General features: G+C 67.6%; 13 protein-coding genes and 1 pseudogene. 8 read left to right on the forward strand and 6 right to left on the reverse strand.

Annotated elements, in window-relative coordinates:
- Nucleotides 1-46: 46 nt before the first annotated feature.
- From FOE78_RS08645 to FOE78_RS08660, 4 genes are all read left to right on the forward strand, one after another.
- Nucleotides 47-970: an NADP-dependent oxidoreductase gene (locus FOE78_RS08645; protein WP_143985925.1), complete on the forward strand. Its 924-nt coding sequence runs from the start codon at nucleotides 47-49 to the stop codon at nucleotides 968-970.
- Nucleotides 971-992: 22 nt separating this feature from the next.
- The gene (locus tag FOE78_RS08650) at nucleotides 993-3,137 is read left to right on the forward strand and encodes a right-handed parallel beta-helix repeat-containing protein (RefSeq protein WP_143985926.1); all 2,145 of its coding nucleotides are present in this window, start codon (nucleotides 993-995) and stop codon (nucleotides 3,135-3,137) included.
- A 121-nt stretch (nucleotides 3,138-3,258) separates the two neighbouring features.
- Nucleotides 3,259-4,407 carry a mandelate racemase/muconate lactonizing enzyme family protein gene (locus FOE78_RS08655; protein ID WP_143985927.1) on the forward strand — a complete coding sequence of 383 codons (1,149 nt, stop codon included), beginning with the start codon at nucleotides 3,259-3,261 and terminating at the stop codon, nucleotides 4,405-4,407.
- Between the two features lie 59 nt (nucleotides 4,408-4,466).
- A complete protein-coding gene (locus FOE78_RS08660) occupies nucleotides 4,467-5,585 on the forward strand; it encodes a carbohydrate ABC transporter substrate-binding protein (protein WP_143985928.1) in 1,119 nt (372 codons plus the stop codon).
- A 4-nt stretch (nucleotides 5,586-5,589) separates the two neighbouring features.
- Here the strand turns inward: FOE78_RS08660 and FOE78_RS08665 are convergent, their stop codons facing one another.
- Nucleotides 5,590-7,080, reverse strand: coding sequence for a mannitol dehydrogenase family protein (locus FOE78_RS08665; protein WP_143985929.1), 1,491 nt, complete (start codon nucleotides 7,078-7,080; stop codon nucleotides 5,590-5,592).
- Between the two features lie 85 nt (nucleotides 7,081-7,165).
- Between FOE78_RS08665 and FOE78_RS08670 the strand changes: the two genes are divergently transcribed.
- Both FOE78_RS08670 and FOE78_RS08675 read left to right on the forward strand, forming a co-directional pair.
- The gene (locus FOE78_RS08670) at nucleotides 7,166-8,041 is read left to right on the forward strand and encodes a GNAT family N-acetyltransferase (protein ID WP_143985930.1); all 876 of its coding nucleotides are present in this window, start codon (nucleotides 7,166-7,168) and stop codon (nucleotides 8,039-8,041) included.
- Between the two features lie 121 nt (nucleotides 8,042-8,162).
- The gene (locus FOE78_RS08675) at nucleotides 8,163-9,515 is read left to right on the forward strand and encodes a DUF4232 domain-containing protein (RefSeq protein ID WP_168207429.1); all 1,353 of its coding nucleotides are present in this window, start codon (nucleotides 8,163-8,165) and stop codon (nucleotides 9,513-9,515) included.
- Here FOE78_RS08675 and FOE78_RS08680 read toward each other — a convergent pair.
- From FOE78_RS08680 to FOE78_RS24115, 3 genes are read right to left on the reverse strand one after another with little or no spacing between them, the layout of a single operon-like run.
- Nucleotides 9,472-10,788 carry a HAMP domain-containing sensor histidine kinase gene (locus tag FOE78_RS08680; RefSeq protein WP_143985932.1) on the reverse strand — a complete coding sequence of 439 codons (1,317 nt, stop codon included), beginning with the start codon at nucleotides 10,786-10,788 and terminating at the stop codon, nucleotides 9,472-9,474. The genes FOE78_RS08675 and FOE78_RS08680 overlap by 44 nt on opposite strands.
- A gap of 6 nt (nucleotides 10,789-10,794) precedes the next feature.
- Nucleotides 10,795-11,175: a winged helix-turn-helix domain-containing protein gene (locus FOE78_RS24110; protein ID WP_228266112.1), complete on the reverse strand. Its 381-nt coding sequence runs from the start codon at nucleotides 11,173-11,175 to the stop codon at nucleotides 10,795-10,797.
- 27 nt (nucleotides 11,176-11,202) lie between these two features.
- Nucleotides 11,203-11,394: a response regulator gene (locus FOE78_RS24115; RefSeq protein WP_228266113.1), complete on the reverse strand. Its 192-nt coding sequence runs from the start codon at nucleotides 11,392-11,394 to the stop codon at nucleotides 11,203-11,205.
- A 175-nt stretch (nucleotides 11,395-11,569) separates the two neighbouring features.
- Here FOE78_RS24115 and FOE78_RS08690 point away from each other — a divergent pair, with 175 nt between their 5' ends.
- A complete protein-coding gene (locus FOE78_RS08690; RefSeq protein WP_143985933.1) occupies nucleotides 11,570-12,052 on the forward strand; it encodes a hypothetical protein in 483 nt (160 codons plus the stop codon).
- Here the strand turns inward: FOE78_RS08690 and FOE78_RS24120 are convergent.
- Together FOE78_RS24120 and FOE78_RS08705 are read right to left on the reverse strand one after the other, a co-directional pair.
- Nucleotides 12,043-12,858 (reverse strand): annotated as a pseudogene (locus tag FOE78_RS24120) (VTC domain-containing protein). The gene FOE78_RS08690 and the pseudogene FOE78_RS24120 overlap by 10 nt on opposite strands.
- Nucleotides 12,855-13,436 (reverse strand): DUF4956 domain-containing protein, encoded by a 582-nt coding sequence (locus tag FOE78_RS08705; RefSeq protein WP_143985936.1) that lies wholly within the window; start codon nucleotides 13,434-13,436, stop codon nucleotides 12,855-12,857. The pseudogene FOE78_RS24120 and the gene FOE78_RS08705 overlap by 4 nt, the downstream one beginning before the upstream one ends.
- Before the next feature lie 358 nt (nucleotides 13,437-13,794).
- On the opposite strand from FOE78_RS08705, the gene FOE78_RS08710 reads away from it, so the two are divergent.
- Complete coding sequence (locus tag FOE78_RS08710; protein ID WP_143985937.1) at nucleotides 13,795-15,033, forward strand: hypothetical protein; 1,239 nt, start codon at nucleotides 13,795-13,797, stop codon at nucleotides 15,031-15,033.
- Nucleotides 15,034-15,233: the final 200 nt, after the last annotated feature.

Consider the following 15,233-nt stretch of genomic DNA (forward strand, 5'->3'; position numbering starts at 1 on the left):
TGCGTGACAGGGAATATTCGGTCCGCAACGGGGAGTTGGCAGCGACATGAGAGCTATCGCGTACGAGAAGTTCGGCTCCGCCGACGTGCTGCAGCCGGTCGACCTGCCCAAACCGCACATCGGCCCGGACACGGTGCTGGTCAAGGTGAAGGCGGCGGCCGTGAACCCGGTCGACTACAAGATCCGCGAGGGCTACCTGCAGGGCCTGATCGACGCGCAGTTCCCGGTGGTCCCGGGTTGGGACGTGGCAGGTGTGGTCGAACAACCCGGTCTGGACACGCCGGAATTCCAAGCAGGCGACGAGATTCTCGCCTACGCCCGTGCCGATGTCGTGTCCGGCGGCACGCTGGCCGAGTACGTCGCCGTGCCGGTCCGGACGGCCGCGCACAAGCCGGCCGAGCTGAGTTTCGAGGAAGCCGCGGCGCTGCCGCTGGCAGGTCTGACCGCGTTGCAGTCGGTTCGTCGTGCCGGAGTGGACGCAGGATCGACCGTGCTGGTGCACGCCGCCGCCGGCGGCGTCGGGTCCTTCGCGGTTCAACTGGCCCGACACGCGGGCGCGCGGGTGATCGGCACCGGGTCACCGGACAATCACGACTTCCTCCGGTCCTTGGGCGCCGAGCCGATCGACTACCACGGCGATCTGGTCGCCTCCGCGCGGGAGCTGGCACCGGACGGCTTCGACGTGATCTTGGACTACGTCGGTGGCACCGCCATCGACACCGTGCCGCAGTTGCTCAAGCAGGGCGGCGTTGTGGCGTCGATCACCGACGCCCGAGCTCGGGACGAGTTCGGCGGACAGTATGTCTGGGTGCGTCCCGACGCGGTGGATCTGGCAGAGTTGGCCGAACTGGCGGCCCGCGGCGTGGTCAAGATCGAGATCTCCGAGGTCTTCGATCTCGATCATGCCGCCGACGCTCATCGTGCGGTCGAGTCCGGTCACACGCGGGGCAAGGTGGTTGTCACAGCCTGAGCCCGAGCGAGGAGGAGTCCGGATGACCGACCGGATCGAGATCTACGCCGGCCCGACCGGATCGGTGTACGGGGACGGGTCGCGCGGCTACCCGGTGCAGGATCTGCAGGCGGCGATCACGATCATCCGGCAGCGTCGCCAGCCGGGTCAGCGTGCCGTGGTGTGGCTGGAAAGAGGCAATTATCCGCAATCGGCACCACTCGTCCTGCGGCCGGAGGACTCGTACACCTCCTTCTGTGCAATGGATCCTGCGGACCCGCCGGTGATCGAAGGCGCGGTCCGGGTGACCGGCTGGCGCGAGATGATCATCAACGGTCGGCCGGTGCTGGCCGCACCGGCGCCGGCCGACCGCGGCCGGGCGCTGTATGTGAACGGCGTACGAGCACCGCGTCCCCGTCATCCGCAGAACGGATTTCTCCGGATCGCCTCGGTGGACGGACTCGATCCGGCGGCGGGGTTCGTGGAGACGCTGTTCGACGGCGCCGACCGGTTCGGCTTCGCCGACGGCGACGTGCCCGAGCTGGCCGAGCCGCAGCGCGTCGAGGTGGTGGTCCCGCACTACTGGGTGCAGGAACGGATGCCGGTCGCCGCAGTTGATCATGAACGCCGCGAGATCCGCAGTTCGCTGCGCAGCGTCTTCGCACTCCGCGACGACGCGGTGCAGCAGTTCGCCCGCTATTACCTGGACAACGTCGCCGAAGCGTTCGGCGAGGTGCCGGGGCAGTGGTATCTGGACGTGACCGGGCGGCTGTCGGGCGAGCACGGCCCGCAGCTGCTGTACGCACCGCGTACCGGGGAGACCGCTGACACGCTCGACGTCCGGATGCCCGTGCTCGACCAGTTCCTGCGGCTCGACGGCACCGGTGATCATCCCGTCCGCGAGGTCCGCCTCGAATCGGTGATCTTCGACTTCGCGGACTTCGCCGACGTGCCGCCGGCCACGGCACCCTTCGGGATCCGGGAGGATCCGATGTTGCCGACCGACGTCGGCTATGCCGCCGACGTTCAGGCGGCCAGCACGGTGCCGGCGGCCCTGCAGTTCGACGGCGCCCGGTCCTGCGTCCTGCTCGACTGCACGGTCCGCCGGGTCGGCGGTTACGCGGTCAGTCTGGGACCCGGCAGCCAGGGCAATCTGGTCAGCGGCTGCCGGTTCTCCGACCTTGGTGCCGGTGCCATCCGGTCGGGCGGATCGATTGATCGCACCTCGGCGGATTTCAACTCCGACAACGAGATCAGCGACAACGAGATCGAACGCGGCGGTCGCAGCTATCCGAGCTGCGTCGCGGTCCTGCTGCAGCACGGCGCGCACAACGTCGTTGCTCACAACCACGTCCGTGACTTCTACTACACCGCGATCTCGGTCGGTTGGGTCTGGGACTACGCCGACAGCCCGTCGCACAGCAACCTGATCATCGGCAATCACCTTCATGATCTTGGTCAGCGGCTGCTGAACGACATGGGCGGCATCTACCTGCTGGGAATCGCGCCCGGCACCATCGTCCGCGGCAACCACATCCACGACGTGCACTGCGCCAACTACGGCGGCTGGGGCATCTACACCGACGAGGGATCCTCCCACGTGGTGATCGAGTCCAACGTGGTGCACGACGTGTCCAGCCAAGCCTTTCATCACCACTACGGCCGCGAAGTCACGCTGCGCAACAACATCCTCGCCTTCGGCGGCGAGGGACAGATCGCGATCACCCGACCCGAAGATCAGCCGGCCCTCACCGTCGAGCGCAACATCCTGATCGGCAATCACAGCCCGGCCTTTTCCGGCGCCGGCGGTGCCCGGGACGTGCGGAACTTCCGGCTGATCAGTGACCTGAACCTGTTCCATGATCAAGACCCGCTGCCGGGCGGCATCCGCGCCGGCAACCTGCGGACGTCGCCGAATCCGCAGGATCCGCAAACACCGCTGGCCTTGGACCGGGAGTGGGCGGCGCTGGGTCATGATCGGCATTCGATCGACGCCGACCCCGGATTTGCCGATCTTGACGCCCGCGACTTCCGGATCAGGCCCGATTCGCCGGCGTACCAGCTCGGCATCGCTGTGCCCGACGTTTCGACGGCGGGTCCACGGCCCGCCACAGAGCGCCGGCACCCGCTCGCGGCCAGGACCGTCGCCAACCAGTTCGCGCGGATGCGGGCCGCCCGGGCGCGCTGAACCGCATCGCGGACGCGACAGCACCCGGGCGGTCAGTGCTCGATAGGTTGATCATCGCCAACTCAACTCATCCCGGCTCGACGCCGAGGCCGGGCCAGCACCGACGACGGCGAGGGCGCTCATGGTGATCACCGGATACCGGAAGCTGTCGACCCAGTTCCGCTGGCAGCGAGCGATCGGCGACGCCAACGGCTCGATCGCGGATGCGGTCACCGAGATACCGATCGTGATCTTGCAGACCGACGACGGCCTGGAGGGCATCGGCATCGGGTCGCACGCCGACCTTGATCGACTCTTCCCGGCGATCGAGGGTGAGGATCCACGCGGTGTGTCCGCCCTGTTCGACCGGATGCTGGCGCAGGTGTTCAAGTCCGGGCATGCCGGTGCGACGTACGGCGGCATCGGCGCTCTGGATGCCGCGCTCTGGGATCTCAAGGCCAAGGCGGCGGGGGAACCGCTGTGGCGTCTGCTCGGCGGCCGGGATCGGTTCGTCCCCGGCTACGCTTCCGGTCTCGACATCGCCCTGGACGACGAGCAGTTGTACGCGTGTTACGCCAGCTTCGCCGAACGCGGCTACGTCGCCGGCAAGCTGAAGGGCGGACGTGATCTTGAAGCCGACCTGCGGCGACTCGGGATCGTCGCGGACGCGCTGTCCGGCGGCAGCCGACGGCCGGGACTGATGATCGACGCGAACGAGTCCTGGCAACTCAAGCAGGCCGTCCGTCACGTGTCCGCGCTGGAGCAGCACTACGACCTGCTCTGGGTCGAGGAACCCTTACGGCGTTGGGATGCCGACGGTCACGCCCGGCTCAGCGCCGCTGTCCGGGCCGCGGTCGCGACCGGTGAGAACCTGACCGGGATCGATCAGTTCCGGCCGTTCTTCGCCGCCGGTGCGCCGGACATCGTCCAAGCCGGCGCGGTCTGGGGTGTCACCCATCTGCATCGGCTGGCGCTGGCGGCCGATCTGCACGATCGGCCGATCAGCATCGTCGGCCACAACGCCAATCCGGCGGTGGCGCACGTCGCGGCGGCCATCCCGAACCACCTCACCACCGAGGTCCAGGCCCTGCACACCGCGGCCGGCATCGAGGTCGATCAGGAATTCGCCGACGGCGGCATCGTGCTCGGTGATCAACCGGGCAACGGGATCAGCGTCGACGAGACCTTGATCATCTCCGACGGTGGCGGCGGCTGGGCCGATCCGGCAGGCCCGCACCGACGTCCCGAGCGAGCCGGACTGAGACTGCTGCTGGACGGCGCCGAACGCTGACCGATCGTCGACCACGATCGCGAAGGAGTCGACCACGATCGAGAAGGAGAACGGCATCCATGTTTCGTGGACTCACCTGGGATCATCCCCGCGGTCGGCACGCCCTCGAACGCGCCGCAGCGGCGAGCCAGGGCAAGGATGGCAGACCGCTGATCCAGTGGGAGGTGCAACCGCTGGAGGGATTCGAGTCCGCGCCGATCGAACAACTCGCAGCGCAGTACGACGTCATCATCCTTGATCATCCGCACCTCGGCGATGCGCTGCGGCATCATGCCCTGCGACCCTGGGATGATCTTGTGCCGTCATCGAAGCTGGACGCGCTGGCTGACGACTGCGTCGGACCGAGCCTGGCCTCGTACCGGATGAACGGGCGGACCTGGGCGCTGCCGCTGGACGCGGCGACCCAGGTGTCGGTTCGGGTGCCGGAGCTGGTCGGCGACTCTCCGGCCGATTGGGCGCAGGTGGCGAGCCTCGAGGTCCCGGTCGCCGTCTGCCTGGCCGGTCCGCATGCGCTGATGAACTTCACGTCGCTGTGCGTCGGACTCGGCGTCGAGCCGAACCCTCAACCAGGACAGGGATTCGTCGACAAGCCGGTCGCTCTGGCGGCCTACCGGTTGCTGGCGCGACTGGTGTCGGCGATGCCGGCAGACGTGGGTGCACTGAACCCGATCGCCATCCTGGAACGGATGCGCCGGCGCCGCGACATCGGCTACCTGCCGCTGGTCTACGGCTACGTCAACTACGCCCGAGATGATCACCGCGATCCGCCGCTGATCTTCGACGACGTGCCGAGGCTGCTGCCGGGAGGTCGGCTGGGTTCGACCATCGGCGGCACCGGGATCGGGATCTCCGGTCGGTGCACGCCGAGCCAGGAGTTGATCGATCACCTGCTCCGGCTGCTGTCGCCGTCGGTGCAAGCCGGCTTCATCCCGGACAACGACGGGCAACCGAGCCTGCGGAGCGCCTGGACCGACGGCCGTGTCAACTCCGCATCAAGCGACTTCTACCGGCGGACGCTGGCCAGCATCGAGGACTCCTGGATCCGGCCCAGAATGGCCGGCTACCCGGGCTTCCAGACCGACGCCTCGGCATTGCTCCGAAGCGCCCTGTTGGAGCGGAAGCCGGCCGGGCCGACGATCATGGAACTGAACCGGCGCTACGAAGAGCTGGGCAACTGACAACTCAGCCGTTGGCGAGTCGCTTCACCGTCGCCTTGGCGCCGTAGGTGTGCAACGAGCGCAGGGTTTCGACGTAGGGATCGGTGAAGCGTGGATCCTCGATCAGGTCGCCGAACAGTTCGCGGTTGGTGAGGAAGCCGAGTTCGTCGGCGTCCGGCCCGACCTGCTTGGCCGCGTACGCCTTCAGGGCGTCGGCGATCCGGTCGTTGATCTCGATCGGCTCGCCGTCCTCGTCGACCGCCTCGCAGTAGCGGGCCAGAGAGGCGATGATCGCGGCGGCCAGCCGGACCTCGCGGCCGGCGTCGAGCTGGGCCCGGACCACCGGCAGCACGAACTTCGGAATCCGGTCCGATGCCTCCAGGCAGAGCCGCTGAACCTGATCACGGACGTACGGGTTGGCGAACCGCTCGATCAACGTGTCCTTGTAGTTCTCAAGATCAACTCCGGGCACCGGCCGCAGTGTCGGGGTGCCCTCGTTGTCCATGTAGGCACGGACATAGCGGGCCAGGTCGTGATCTTGCGCCGCATCGTGCACCAGCCGATAGCCGGACAGGTAGCCGAAGTAGGCGAGCGCCTGATGGCCCGCGTTGAGCAGTCGCAGCTTCATCAACTCATACGGCAGCACGTCGTCGACCACCTGCACGCCGGCGTCCTCGTACGGTGGCCGGCCGAGCGGGAAATGATCTTCCAGCACCCACTGGTCGAAGTCCTCGCAGACCACCGGCCAGCCGTCGACCACACCATGATCGCGTTCGATCGCGGAGATGTCGTCGGGCGTGGTGGCCGGGGTGATCCGATCCACCATCGAATTGGGGAAGGCGACCTCGGTCTGGATCCAACGGGCAAGATCAGAATCAACCATTGCGGCGTACGAGCTGAAGGTGTGCAGTGCGGTGGATCCGTTGCCCTGGATGTTGTCGCAGGACATCACGGTGAACGGGGCGATCCCGCGGTCGCGCCGCCGACGCAGCGCCTCGACCACCAGACCGTAGACGGTGTGCGGCAGTTCGTCGGAGGACGTCTCGGCGACGATCTCCGGATTGCTGCGGTCGAAGCTGCCGGCCACCGCGTCGATGTTGTAGCCGCCCTCGGTGATCGTCAGTGAAACGATCTTGGTCTGCTCGCTCGCCAGTTTCTCGATCACCGCATCCGGATCGTCCGGGGCGAACAGATACTCGATGATCGAGCCGATCACCTTGACCTGCTCCTGCCCGTGCGGTGGTCGTTCGACCAACGTGTACAGGCAGTCCTGCGCCGCCATCACGTCCCGCATCCGGGCGTCGTGCGGCAGCACCCCGACCCCGCAGATCCCCCAGTCGGTCCTGCCCTCGCGGAGCAGCCGATCCAGATACATCGCCTGGTGCGCTCGGTGGAAGCCGCCGACGCCGAAGTGCACGATGTGCGGCTTGAGCTTGCTTCGGTCATAGGCCGGCAACTCGACACCTTCCACGCTCGCCGGCAGCGGCTCGGTCAGACTGATCGCGGGTCCGGGCATCTGGACGTCATCCTCCTCGAGACGGAACTTGCTTCATCGTAGGACGTCGTCTGTTCTCAGTGCATGGGCGAGTAGGTTCACCACCATGGCATCGCTGCCGGTCGATTTTCACATTGATCAACTTGCCGCTCGTCCCGAGCTGATCGAACAGGTCGGCACGCTGCGCTGGATCGAATGGGCGTACGGAGACAGCGATCCCGCCCGCTTCATCGACGTGACTCGGGCGGAATCCGGCGACGGGGTGAGCCTGCCGATGACCTTCGTGGCGATCGACGCGTCCAAACGAGCCGTCGGAGTTGTCGGGCTCGGCGAGATCGACGACGAGCTCAGTGCCGACGAGCGATCGGGCCGTACGCCGTGGATCCTCGGCATGGTGGTCGCGCAGGATGTGCGCGGACGCGGTGTCGGCCGCCTGCTGCTCACCGGGCTGCAAGCGACGGCCCTGGACCTCGGTCACGCCCACACGTGGGTCGCGACCGGCAACCAAGCCGTCGGGTTCTATCGACGCTGCGGCTGGCAACCCGTCGAACGGTTGCGTCTGCAGTCGACCGGGATCATGACCACGATCTTGTCCAACCCGACCGCGATCCAAGGGGTCGACGAGGACGCGTCGACGTCGATCCGGCTCGAGTTGGATCGACCGGTCGCCGCGGCGGGCGAGGACGTCGAGCACGTCGTCGTCAACGACACCGACGACGAGTTGGTGTTCGGTCTCGAATACGGTCTGGAGCAGTTCACCGGCGAGGGCTGGCAGCCGATCACGATCACCGACGTGTTCTCCGCAGCCGCGCTCGGCGTCGGTCCGCATCGGCGGAGCCACCCGATGACGGCGACGATTCCGAGCGGCGCCGCACCCGGGCGGTATCGGATCCTGAAGACGGTTCAGCCGCCCGGCCCGGACGACTCTCCGGTCGGTGGGATCCGGATGCGCATCCAGGCGGAACTTGCAGTTCGCGGTTGATCATGGTGTGCGGTTGATGATCTTTGGCGGTCGCCTCACGAGTTGATCAAGATCTGGTTGCGCGGCGGTCACGTTGTCGCTGCGACCGTCCAGAGTTCTGTCGGTCTGTCAGCATGTCCTGGTGTCCCGACGTCTGTTGATCTTGCTGGTGGCAGCACTGGTCGTCGTGGCCGCGGTGCTGATCGTCTGGCGTCCTTGGGATGGCTGTGACGCACCGGACGAGTTGTGCAACGCCGTGGACGAGGTCGAGAAGTCCTCCGACGTTGTCGCCGCGGCGGTCAGCTACGACGTCACCCGGGCGGATCCCAAGGACGGCGACGGCGCCATCGCCGGGTGGACCGTACGCCTCGCCGACGACCTGACGCCGTACCGGGCAGGTGCGGCCGCGCAGCGGGCCGACGCGATCATTCGTCGCCAGCACGTCCCGGGTGTCGAGCTCCATCACTTCATCGACCTCGTCGCCGGCGAGCCCGAACAGCGCACCGGGAAGGTGCTGATCTATCCCGTGGACGTCAACCCCGGTAGCGATCCCGCGGACCGGACGACGCGGGCGTTCGACCTGTGGCAGCACGGAGCAACCCGGGTATCGACCGGTGCCGCCGAAGCCGCCGATCTCGACGGCTTGTCTGCTCTTGCCGCCTACGCCGCGGCGCGTGGCTATCCGACGTCGCTGGCCACGACCGACGGATCGGTGCGGTACGAGACCACGGCACCGGTGGCGGTCGAGCAGGTACAACTCGTGCTTGATACCGCCAGGTTGAGCGACGTGGCCACCGTGGTCCGCTACAACACCGGCCAGCTCAGCGTGCACACCACCTCGCCCGACGGCTCGACAGGCACCGAGGCAATCAAACGCTGGATCGAGCAGCGCCGTCCACCGGGCGGCGATCCGATCCCGTACACGCTGACCTCACCCGGGTACGCCGACGTGCAGGAAGGCTGGGTCGGCAACGTGCGCCCGCCCGCGCCGAAACCGCACCCGGTGCCCCTGCCGGCCGGTGTCCGTCCCTGGCCGAAGGGCGCATCGGCTCCGACCTGCACCGGCACCGATCTGAAGATCACTCTGAGCGGTCCTGACGCCGCCTCAGGGAGGCGGTTCCTGGCGCTCTTCGCCCGCAACGTCTCGGACCGACCCTGCGCGGTCAAGGGCGTGCCGACCGTTCGGTTCTTTCAGGCCGACGGGGCACAACAGACCGATGTGACCACCGTCGATTCGACTCCCGGCGTGGTTGCGACGCGCGTGGTGGTGCCGCCGGGAGAGGAACTGATCGCGACGCTGGAGTGGGGCGCAACGTCGATCATCGACGATGCCGACGCGACCGCGTCGCTGCGGGTCACCGCCGTACCGCACTCGCGTCCGACCCGTCTGGTGCCGCGAGACGACCGCGGCCCGACCACGCTGGACCTGGCCGACGGCGCCCGGGTGCAGATCAGCCCGTGGGCCCAAGCGGCGGAGGGTTGGACGAAGCGCTGACCTGCTCCGGGATCGGGAACGTCAGCGTCACCTGCGCGCCGCCGGTCGGAGAGCTGCCGAGCTGCAGCTCACCGCCGACCCTGACGGCGGCGCTGCGGGCGATGTCCAGACCCAACCCGGACGAGCCCTTGCCACCGGTGCCGCGATCGAGCAGCGCGTCCGGATCGGTGGCGAAGCCCGGGCCGTCGTCGCTGACCTCCAGCCGGACCCCGCTGGTGTCGCGCCGAAGCTTGACGGCGAAGGCGGTTCCGTCCGGGGTGTGGGCAAACACGTTGCCCAGCAAGGCATCGACGGCCGCCTCCAGCTCATCGGCCGGCAACGCGACCGTGATCGGTGCGTCGGGCAGGTCGACGCTCATCCGGCGGTCGGTGTCCTCGGCCAGCGCGGACCAGAAATCGAGCCGGGTACGAACGATGCGGCCGGCCTCGCAACCGGCCGCCGGCTCATCGGGCCGCCGGGTTTCGGCGATCACCCGGGAGACCGCGCGTTCCAGGCGGTCGACGTCGTCGCGGATCCGGTCGCCGTCCGGGCCGGCAGGCAGCGCCTCGGCGTCCAGCCGCAGCGCGGTCAACGGCGTACGGAGTCGATGCGACAGATCCGCCGCGGACTCGCGTTCCTCCCGGAGCAACTGGCGGATCCGTTCGGCGAGGTGGTTCAGCGCCGTCGCGACGTCGCGGATCTCGGACGGCCCGGCCGGGGTCGCCCGGGCGGAGAGGTCGCCGCGGCTGAGCCGCAGCGACACCCGGGACAGTTCGGTGATCGGCCGGACCATGCTGTGTGCGAGCCGATCGGCGACGAGCACGCCCGCCCCGATCAGCAGCAGGCCGAGACCGGTCAGAATCAGCCAGGCATGCAGCACACCGCGATGCAGGTCGTGATCGGTGACGAACGCGGCAATGAGCGCCGGACCGTCGGGTGCGCCCTGGACCGAGACCAGGACCTGGCGGCCGTTCGCCGTGTCAACGCTGAAGCTGCGTCCGGCCAGGCCGAGCTCGACCGCCGCGTTGGGCCGAGCCGGTCCGGCCTGGGTGCCGTCGGACCAGAACACCGTGACCTCGGCGCCGTTGCCCGCGCTGACCTGATCGACCGTCAGACCCACCGTCGACCGGTCGCTGGCAGCGACCACCGACACCAACGACTCGGCCCGCAGGGTTGCCGCGCTGACCGCTCGATACTCGGCGACCATCTGCACCAGCAGCGCGAGGGGGATCAGGAATGCCAAAGTCACCAGCGAGGTGGTCGCGACCACCAGCAATGCCAGACGCTTGCGCACGATCGGCTATCCGTCCTCGCCCTCGGGCATCGGGGCAGTGAGCTTCACCCCGACACCCCGGACGGTGTGCAGATAGCGCGCGGTCGCAGCCGTCTCGCCCAGTTTGCGCCGCAGCCAGGCGAGGTGGACGTCGACGGTCTTGTCCGCGCCGCCGTACGGAAGTTGCCACACCTCGGTCAACAACTCGCGCTTGCTGACCACCGTGCCGGCCCGCTCGGCCAGATAGTGCAGCAACTCGAACTCCCGCGGCGTGAGCTCCAGCCTGCTGCCGTCCAACCGGGCTTCCCGCGATCGGGCCTCGATTCGCAGCCCACCGACCTCGATCGGAGCGTCGCGATTGGCTCCCTCTGCGGCCCGCCGGAGCACCGCCCGGATCCGTGCATCCAACTGGGCGGCACTGAACGGTTTGGTCAGCTAGTCGTCGGCGCCCCGGTCGAGCAGGTCGACGATGTCGGTCTCGGTGTCCCGGGCGGTGGCCACGATCACCGGTACGGCGCTGACCGCGCGCAACATTCGCAGCATCTCGCTGCCGTCGACATCGGGCAGACCGAGATCGAGGACGACCAGATCGGGCCGGTCCCTGGTGGCCAGTTCGAGTCCGCTCATCGCGGTCGCGGCCGAGGGATTGCATGACCGCGTTCGGACAGTCGACGGATCAGCGCCGACCGGATCGTCGCGTCGTCCTCGATCAGCAGCACCTGCGCCATCGGTGGCACTCCTGTTCGGTGGTCGAATGGCTCCTTAGTGTGCCGTTAATGTCCGGCCGGGCATACTCGCACCCGTGGCTGCTCCCCGATTTCCGCGTACGCCCCGGTCGCGGTCGTTGCTGACGATCGGCGGCTGGTTGGTCGCGGCGTCCGCCGCGACCGCGGTGGGTGCGCTGGCCGTTGAGGCGATCGGCTCGGGCATCGCGGGGACAGGTGCCGAACCGTTGAGCATGGCCGAGATCGAGCAGCAGCTGGCCACCGCGCCGGCGGCTGCCAGTCCGATCCCATCGCGTACGCCGTCGCCCGGGGAGGGGGCGTCGTCCGACGTCAGCCAGGTGATCGGCACCGACGGCGGAACCGTGCTGGCGCGCTGTTCCGACGGTCTGGCCGAGTTGATCAACTGGAGCCCGCGACAGGGGTACGAGACCGATGACGTACGACGTGGCCCGGCGACCGTGGCGAACATCCAGTTCGAAACCGATGACCTGGAGATCAACGTACGGGTCAGCTGCGTGAGCGGTGTGCCGACCGGCCGGGTGACCAGGGTTCACGACTGACACAACCCGAAGTAGCGGCGAACGACCGGCTGCCAACGGCTCGCGTTCCGACCGTTGAGCAGGGCCGCCCCGATGCAGTACTTGCTAAACTGCACGGGCCGGATTCCCAACCTGGACAGGGAATCCGTCGCCGGATTGCGACCGGTCGGCGACTTGACCTCGACGATCAGATGATCTTGTGGGCCGACCGCGCGGCCGGCGGCGGAGACGTATTCGAGTCCGGCGTCACAGGTGATCCGGGCCGGCACCTCGGGCAGCACCAGCGTCGTACGCCGATAATGCAGCCGCTGCACGGCACGCAATCCGGTCGGGATCACAAGATCATGGTCGAGCAGCACGTCGGCCAGTCATCGCCGTGCCGCATCCGTCAGACGGTCCCGGAAGTCAACGGGGTAAGGCATCCGCTCCTTCACAGTGGTGTCCCGGCGGCCCTCCAACTTCACCTCGAAGACGCACTCGTCCGTGTCGGTGTAGGTCCGCGTTCTGATCTTGAAACGACGGCGCCGGCCCTGCCGGTGCTGCCGGAACGTGAGCAGATCGGCGGTGTCGAAGTAGGTCGACTCGTAGCCGAACGTCCGGCGTCCCGCGATCTGCAGCACCTGTACGGACCCATCGAGAAGGTGCAACCAGTGATCGAATCGCTGCACCGGCAGGAGATACTTCCGATCGATCCGCTGTTGCAGTTCGGCGGTTGCTTGTACCTCGGCGAGGGTGATCGGCGGCAGGTCTGCTACTGCCGCACCGACCGCATCGTCGTGGCTGTTGATCGGAAGTTGGATCGTCGCGTCGGACGAGCGGGCGATCATCGGACCGGTTCCATCGCGCGACTGGCGTGCGAGGCCGTACGGAAGCGGACCTCGCAGACCGTCACCTCGCGTACGTAGTCGACCTCGGTGATGGTGCAATCGACCAGTTCGGCGCCGAGCCGTCGCTCCAGGTCGGCGCACAGACTCGGCCGGTCGAAATGCACCACGTCCAGCACCACTGTTTGGGACTGGATCCGCCTTCTGGAGGGGCGATCCAGCGCAAACATCACTCCCACCAAGATCAGGTCGAGGGTGATCATGATCGGCGGTTCGCGGATGCCCAACCCGTTGACGAGCCCCAGTGTCAAGGCGATGAAGTAGTAGCCGACCTCGATCTGACTGATCGCGCTCGACCGCAGCCGGACGATCGACAGGATGCCGAACAACCCGAAGCCGAGCGCGATCCCGCCCTGTTGAACGGAGAGCATGCTGACCGCGGCGAACACGCCGACGTTCAGCGCGACGAATGCCAACGCCAGATCCCGCCGCCGATGCCGGCGGTAGTAGATCACGTAGCTCAACGCGGCGATCGCAATAGCGTCAATTCCTAATGCAGCAAGAAGATTGGCGTACGACATGGTTGGCTCCTGATCTCGACGACAGTGCCCCAACCGTGCCGCGCCGGCCGCTAGCGCTGCGCTGTCAGCCGGCTAACAGCGCGCTAAGGCCTGGCCAGATGCCGGCACCGTCGCAGAGCACCGCGTGCCTGGTGCATGGCTCGTTCGGTGGCAACCCCAGCGTCCTGAGCCTGTCGAAGGACCGTGAGCGTGCCCACCAGCAGGGAAGGCTACCGGCCCTTCGGCAGCACATGGCGTCGCCGATGTCCTCAGATCGTGCGGACTGCCCGAGCCGGTGGTGGTCACCGGAAAGTGTTACGAATCTTCTTGCAGGGTTGGAGTTTAGGGCCATGTTCTGTCGGACCCGGTCTGTCTCAGTGTGGAGCAGGCCGGCCTGGTCGACGCCGCCGTCGCCGACTATGTCGGTCGGTTGGGCCGGGCGGCCCTGATGCGCCTGGTGGAAGCGAAGATCATCGAGGTCGACGCCGACCGGATCGCCGCCGAGGCCGAACGCCGCCAACGCGAGAAGGGCGTCTGGGTCGGCCAGGCGACCGAACACGGTTGCAAGACCGTGTTCGCCCGGGCCGATGCCTGTGATGTGATCTGGTTCGACGCCATGGTCGACCGGTTCGCCGACCTCCTCGGACGCCGCGGTGACGACCGGACCAAGGACGAACGCCGCGCGGCCGCGATCGGGATCCTGGCCAACCCCGCCTACGCCCTGCGGCTGCTGGCCGAGGACGAGGCACCCTCCCTGTTCGACCCCGCACTGGACGATGAGGAGCTGCCCGAGGGTGATCATGATCCGGTCGTCGAGGGTCTGCCGGTCGAGTCGGGCGCGGATGGTCGGGTTGACGGTCCTTCGACAAGCTCAGGACCCTGGGCCGGCTCATCCGACCGGGCCGAGTCCGCCACCGATGATCCGGCCGGCGAGCACCCAGCCCAGCCCGCGGGTCCTGAGCTTGTCGAAGGACCAGAGACCCAACCCGGCCGCGATCATCCGGTCCGCTATCCCCGGTTCGATCATGATCACAACCTGGCCCGGGCCGCGATCCGGGCGATCAGCCAACTCGACCCCGCGAAGTTGCGGCCCGACGCCACCCTCTACCTGCACATCGCCCACGAAACCCTGCAACACGGACTCGGCGTGGTCCGGGTCGAGGACATCGGGCCGGTCGTGTCCAGCCTGGTCGCCGACTGGCTGCACGGCTGCCAGGTCACCGTCAAGCCGGTGATCGACCTGAACGCCGACCTGCTTCCGGTTGACGCCTATGAAATCCCAAGGCCGATGCGAGAACGGATGTTCCTCAAACGCCCCGGCAGCGACTTCCCGTTCTCCACCTCCACCGGCCCACATCTCGACCTGGACCACAGCGACCCCTACCGACCCGGCCGCACAGGACAAACCCGAGAGAACAACCTCGGCCCCGAAGCCCGACCCGAACACCGAGTGATCACCCACGGACTGTGGAACCGACGACAACCCGAGCCCGGAACCGTCCTGTTCCGGGCGCCGTACGGCAGAGTCTTCCTGGTCAATTCGACCGGAGCCCACGATCTCGGCGAAGGACCCTTCGCCCACCACATCTGGCAAGCCGCCGCGCCCACACACGACTGACCCACCACGACTCAGGCACGACACTGATCAGCGGCCATCAGCAGGTGTGCCGGATCCCGCTTGGTGTTCGGTGCTGTGGGGAATGTGCCGACGAGATGGCTGCAAGTTCGGCGGGTCATGGTGCATCTCGCCGGCAGATTTCTGGGTGAGCCGTGTCGGGAAGAACTGGAAAAGTCACCGTGGATCGGTTGCGTTATCGC

Source organism: Microlunatus elymi (assembly GCF_007362775.1).
Classification (GTDB): Bacteria; Actinomycetota; Actinomycetes; order Propionibacteriales; family Propionibacteriaceae; genus Microlunatus; species Microlunatus elymi.

Coding starts and splice junctions, on each gene's coding strand:
- FOE78_RS08650 (WP_143985926.1), top strand. CDS start 993: ATGACCGACCGGATCGAGATCTACGCCGGCCCGACCGGATCGGTGTAC.
- FOE78_RS08670 (WP_143985930.1), top strand. CDS start 7,166: ATGGCATCGCTGCCGGTCGATTTTCACATTGATCAACTTGCCGCTCGT.
- FOE78_RS08665 (WP_143985929.1), bottom strand. CDS start 7,080: ATGCCCGGACCCGCGATCAGTCTGACCGAGCCGCTGCCGGCGAGCGTG.
- FOE78_RS24115 (WP_228266113.1), bottom strand. CDS start 11,394: ATGAGCGGACTCGAACTGGCCACCAGGGACCGGCCCGATCTGGTCGTC.
- FOE78_RS08660 (WP_143985928.1), top strand. CDS start 4,467: ATGTTTCGTGGACTCACCTGGGATCATCCCCGCGGTCGGCACGCCCTC.
- FOE78_RS08645 (WP_143985925.1), top strand. CDS start 47: ATGAGAGCTATCGCGTACGAGAAGTTCGGCTCCGCCGACGTGCTGCAG.
- FOE78_RS08655 (WP_143985927.1), top strand. CDS start 3,259: ATGGTGATCACCGGATACCGGAAGCTGTCGACCCAGTTCCGCTGGCAG.
- FOE78_RS08705 (WP_143985936.1), bottom strand. CDS start 13,436: ATGTCGTACGCCAATCTTCTTGCTGCATTAGGAATTGACGCTATTGCG.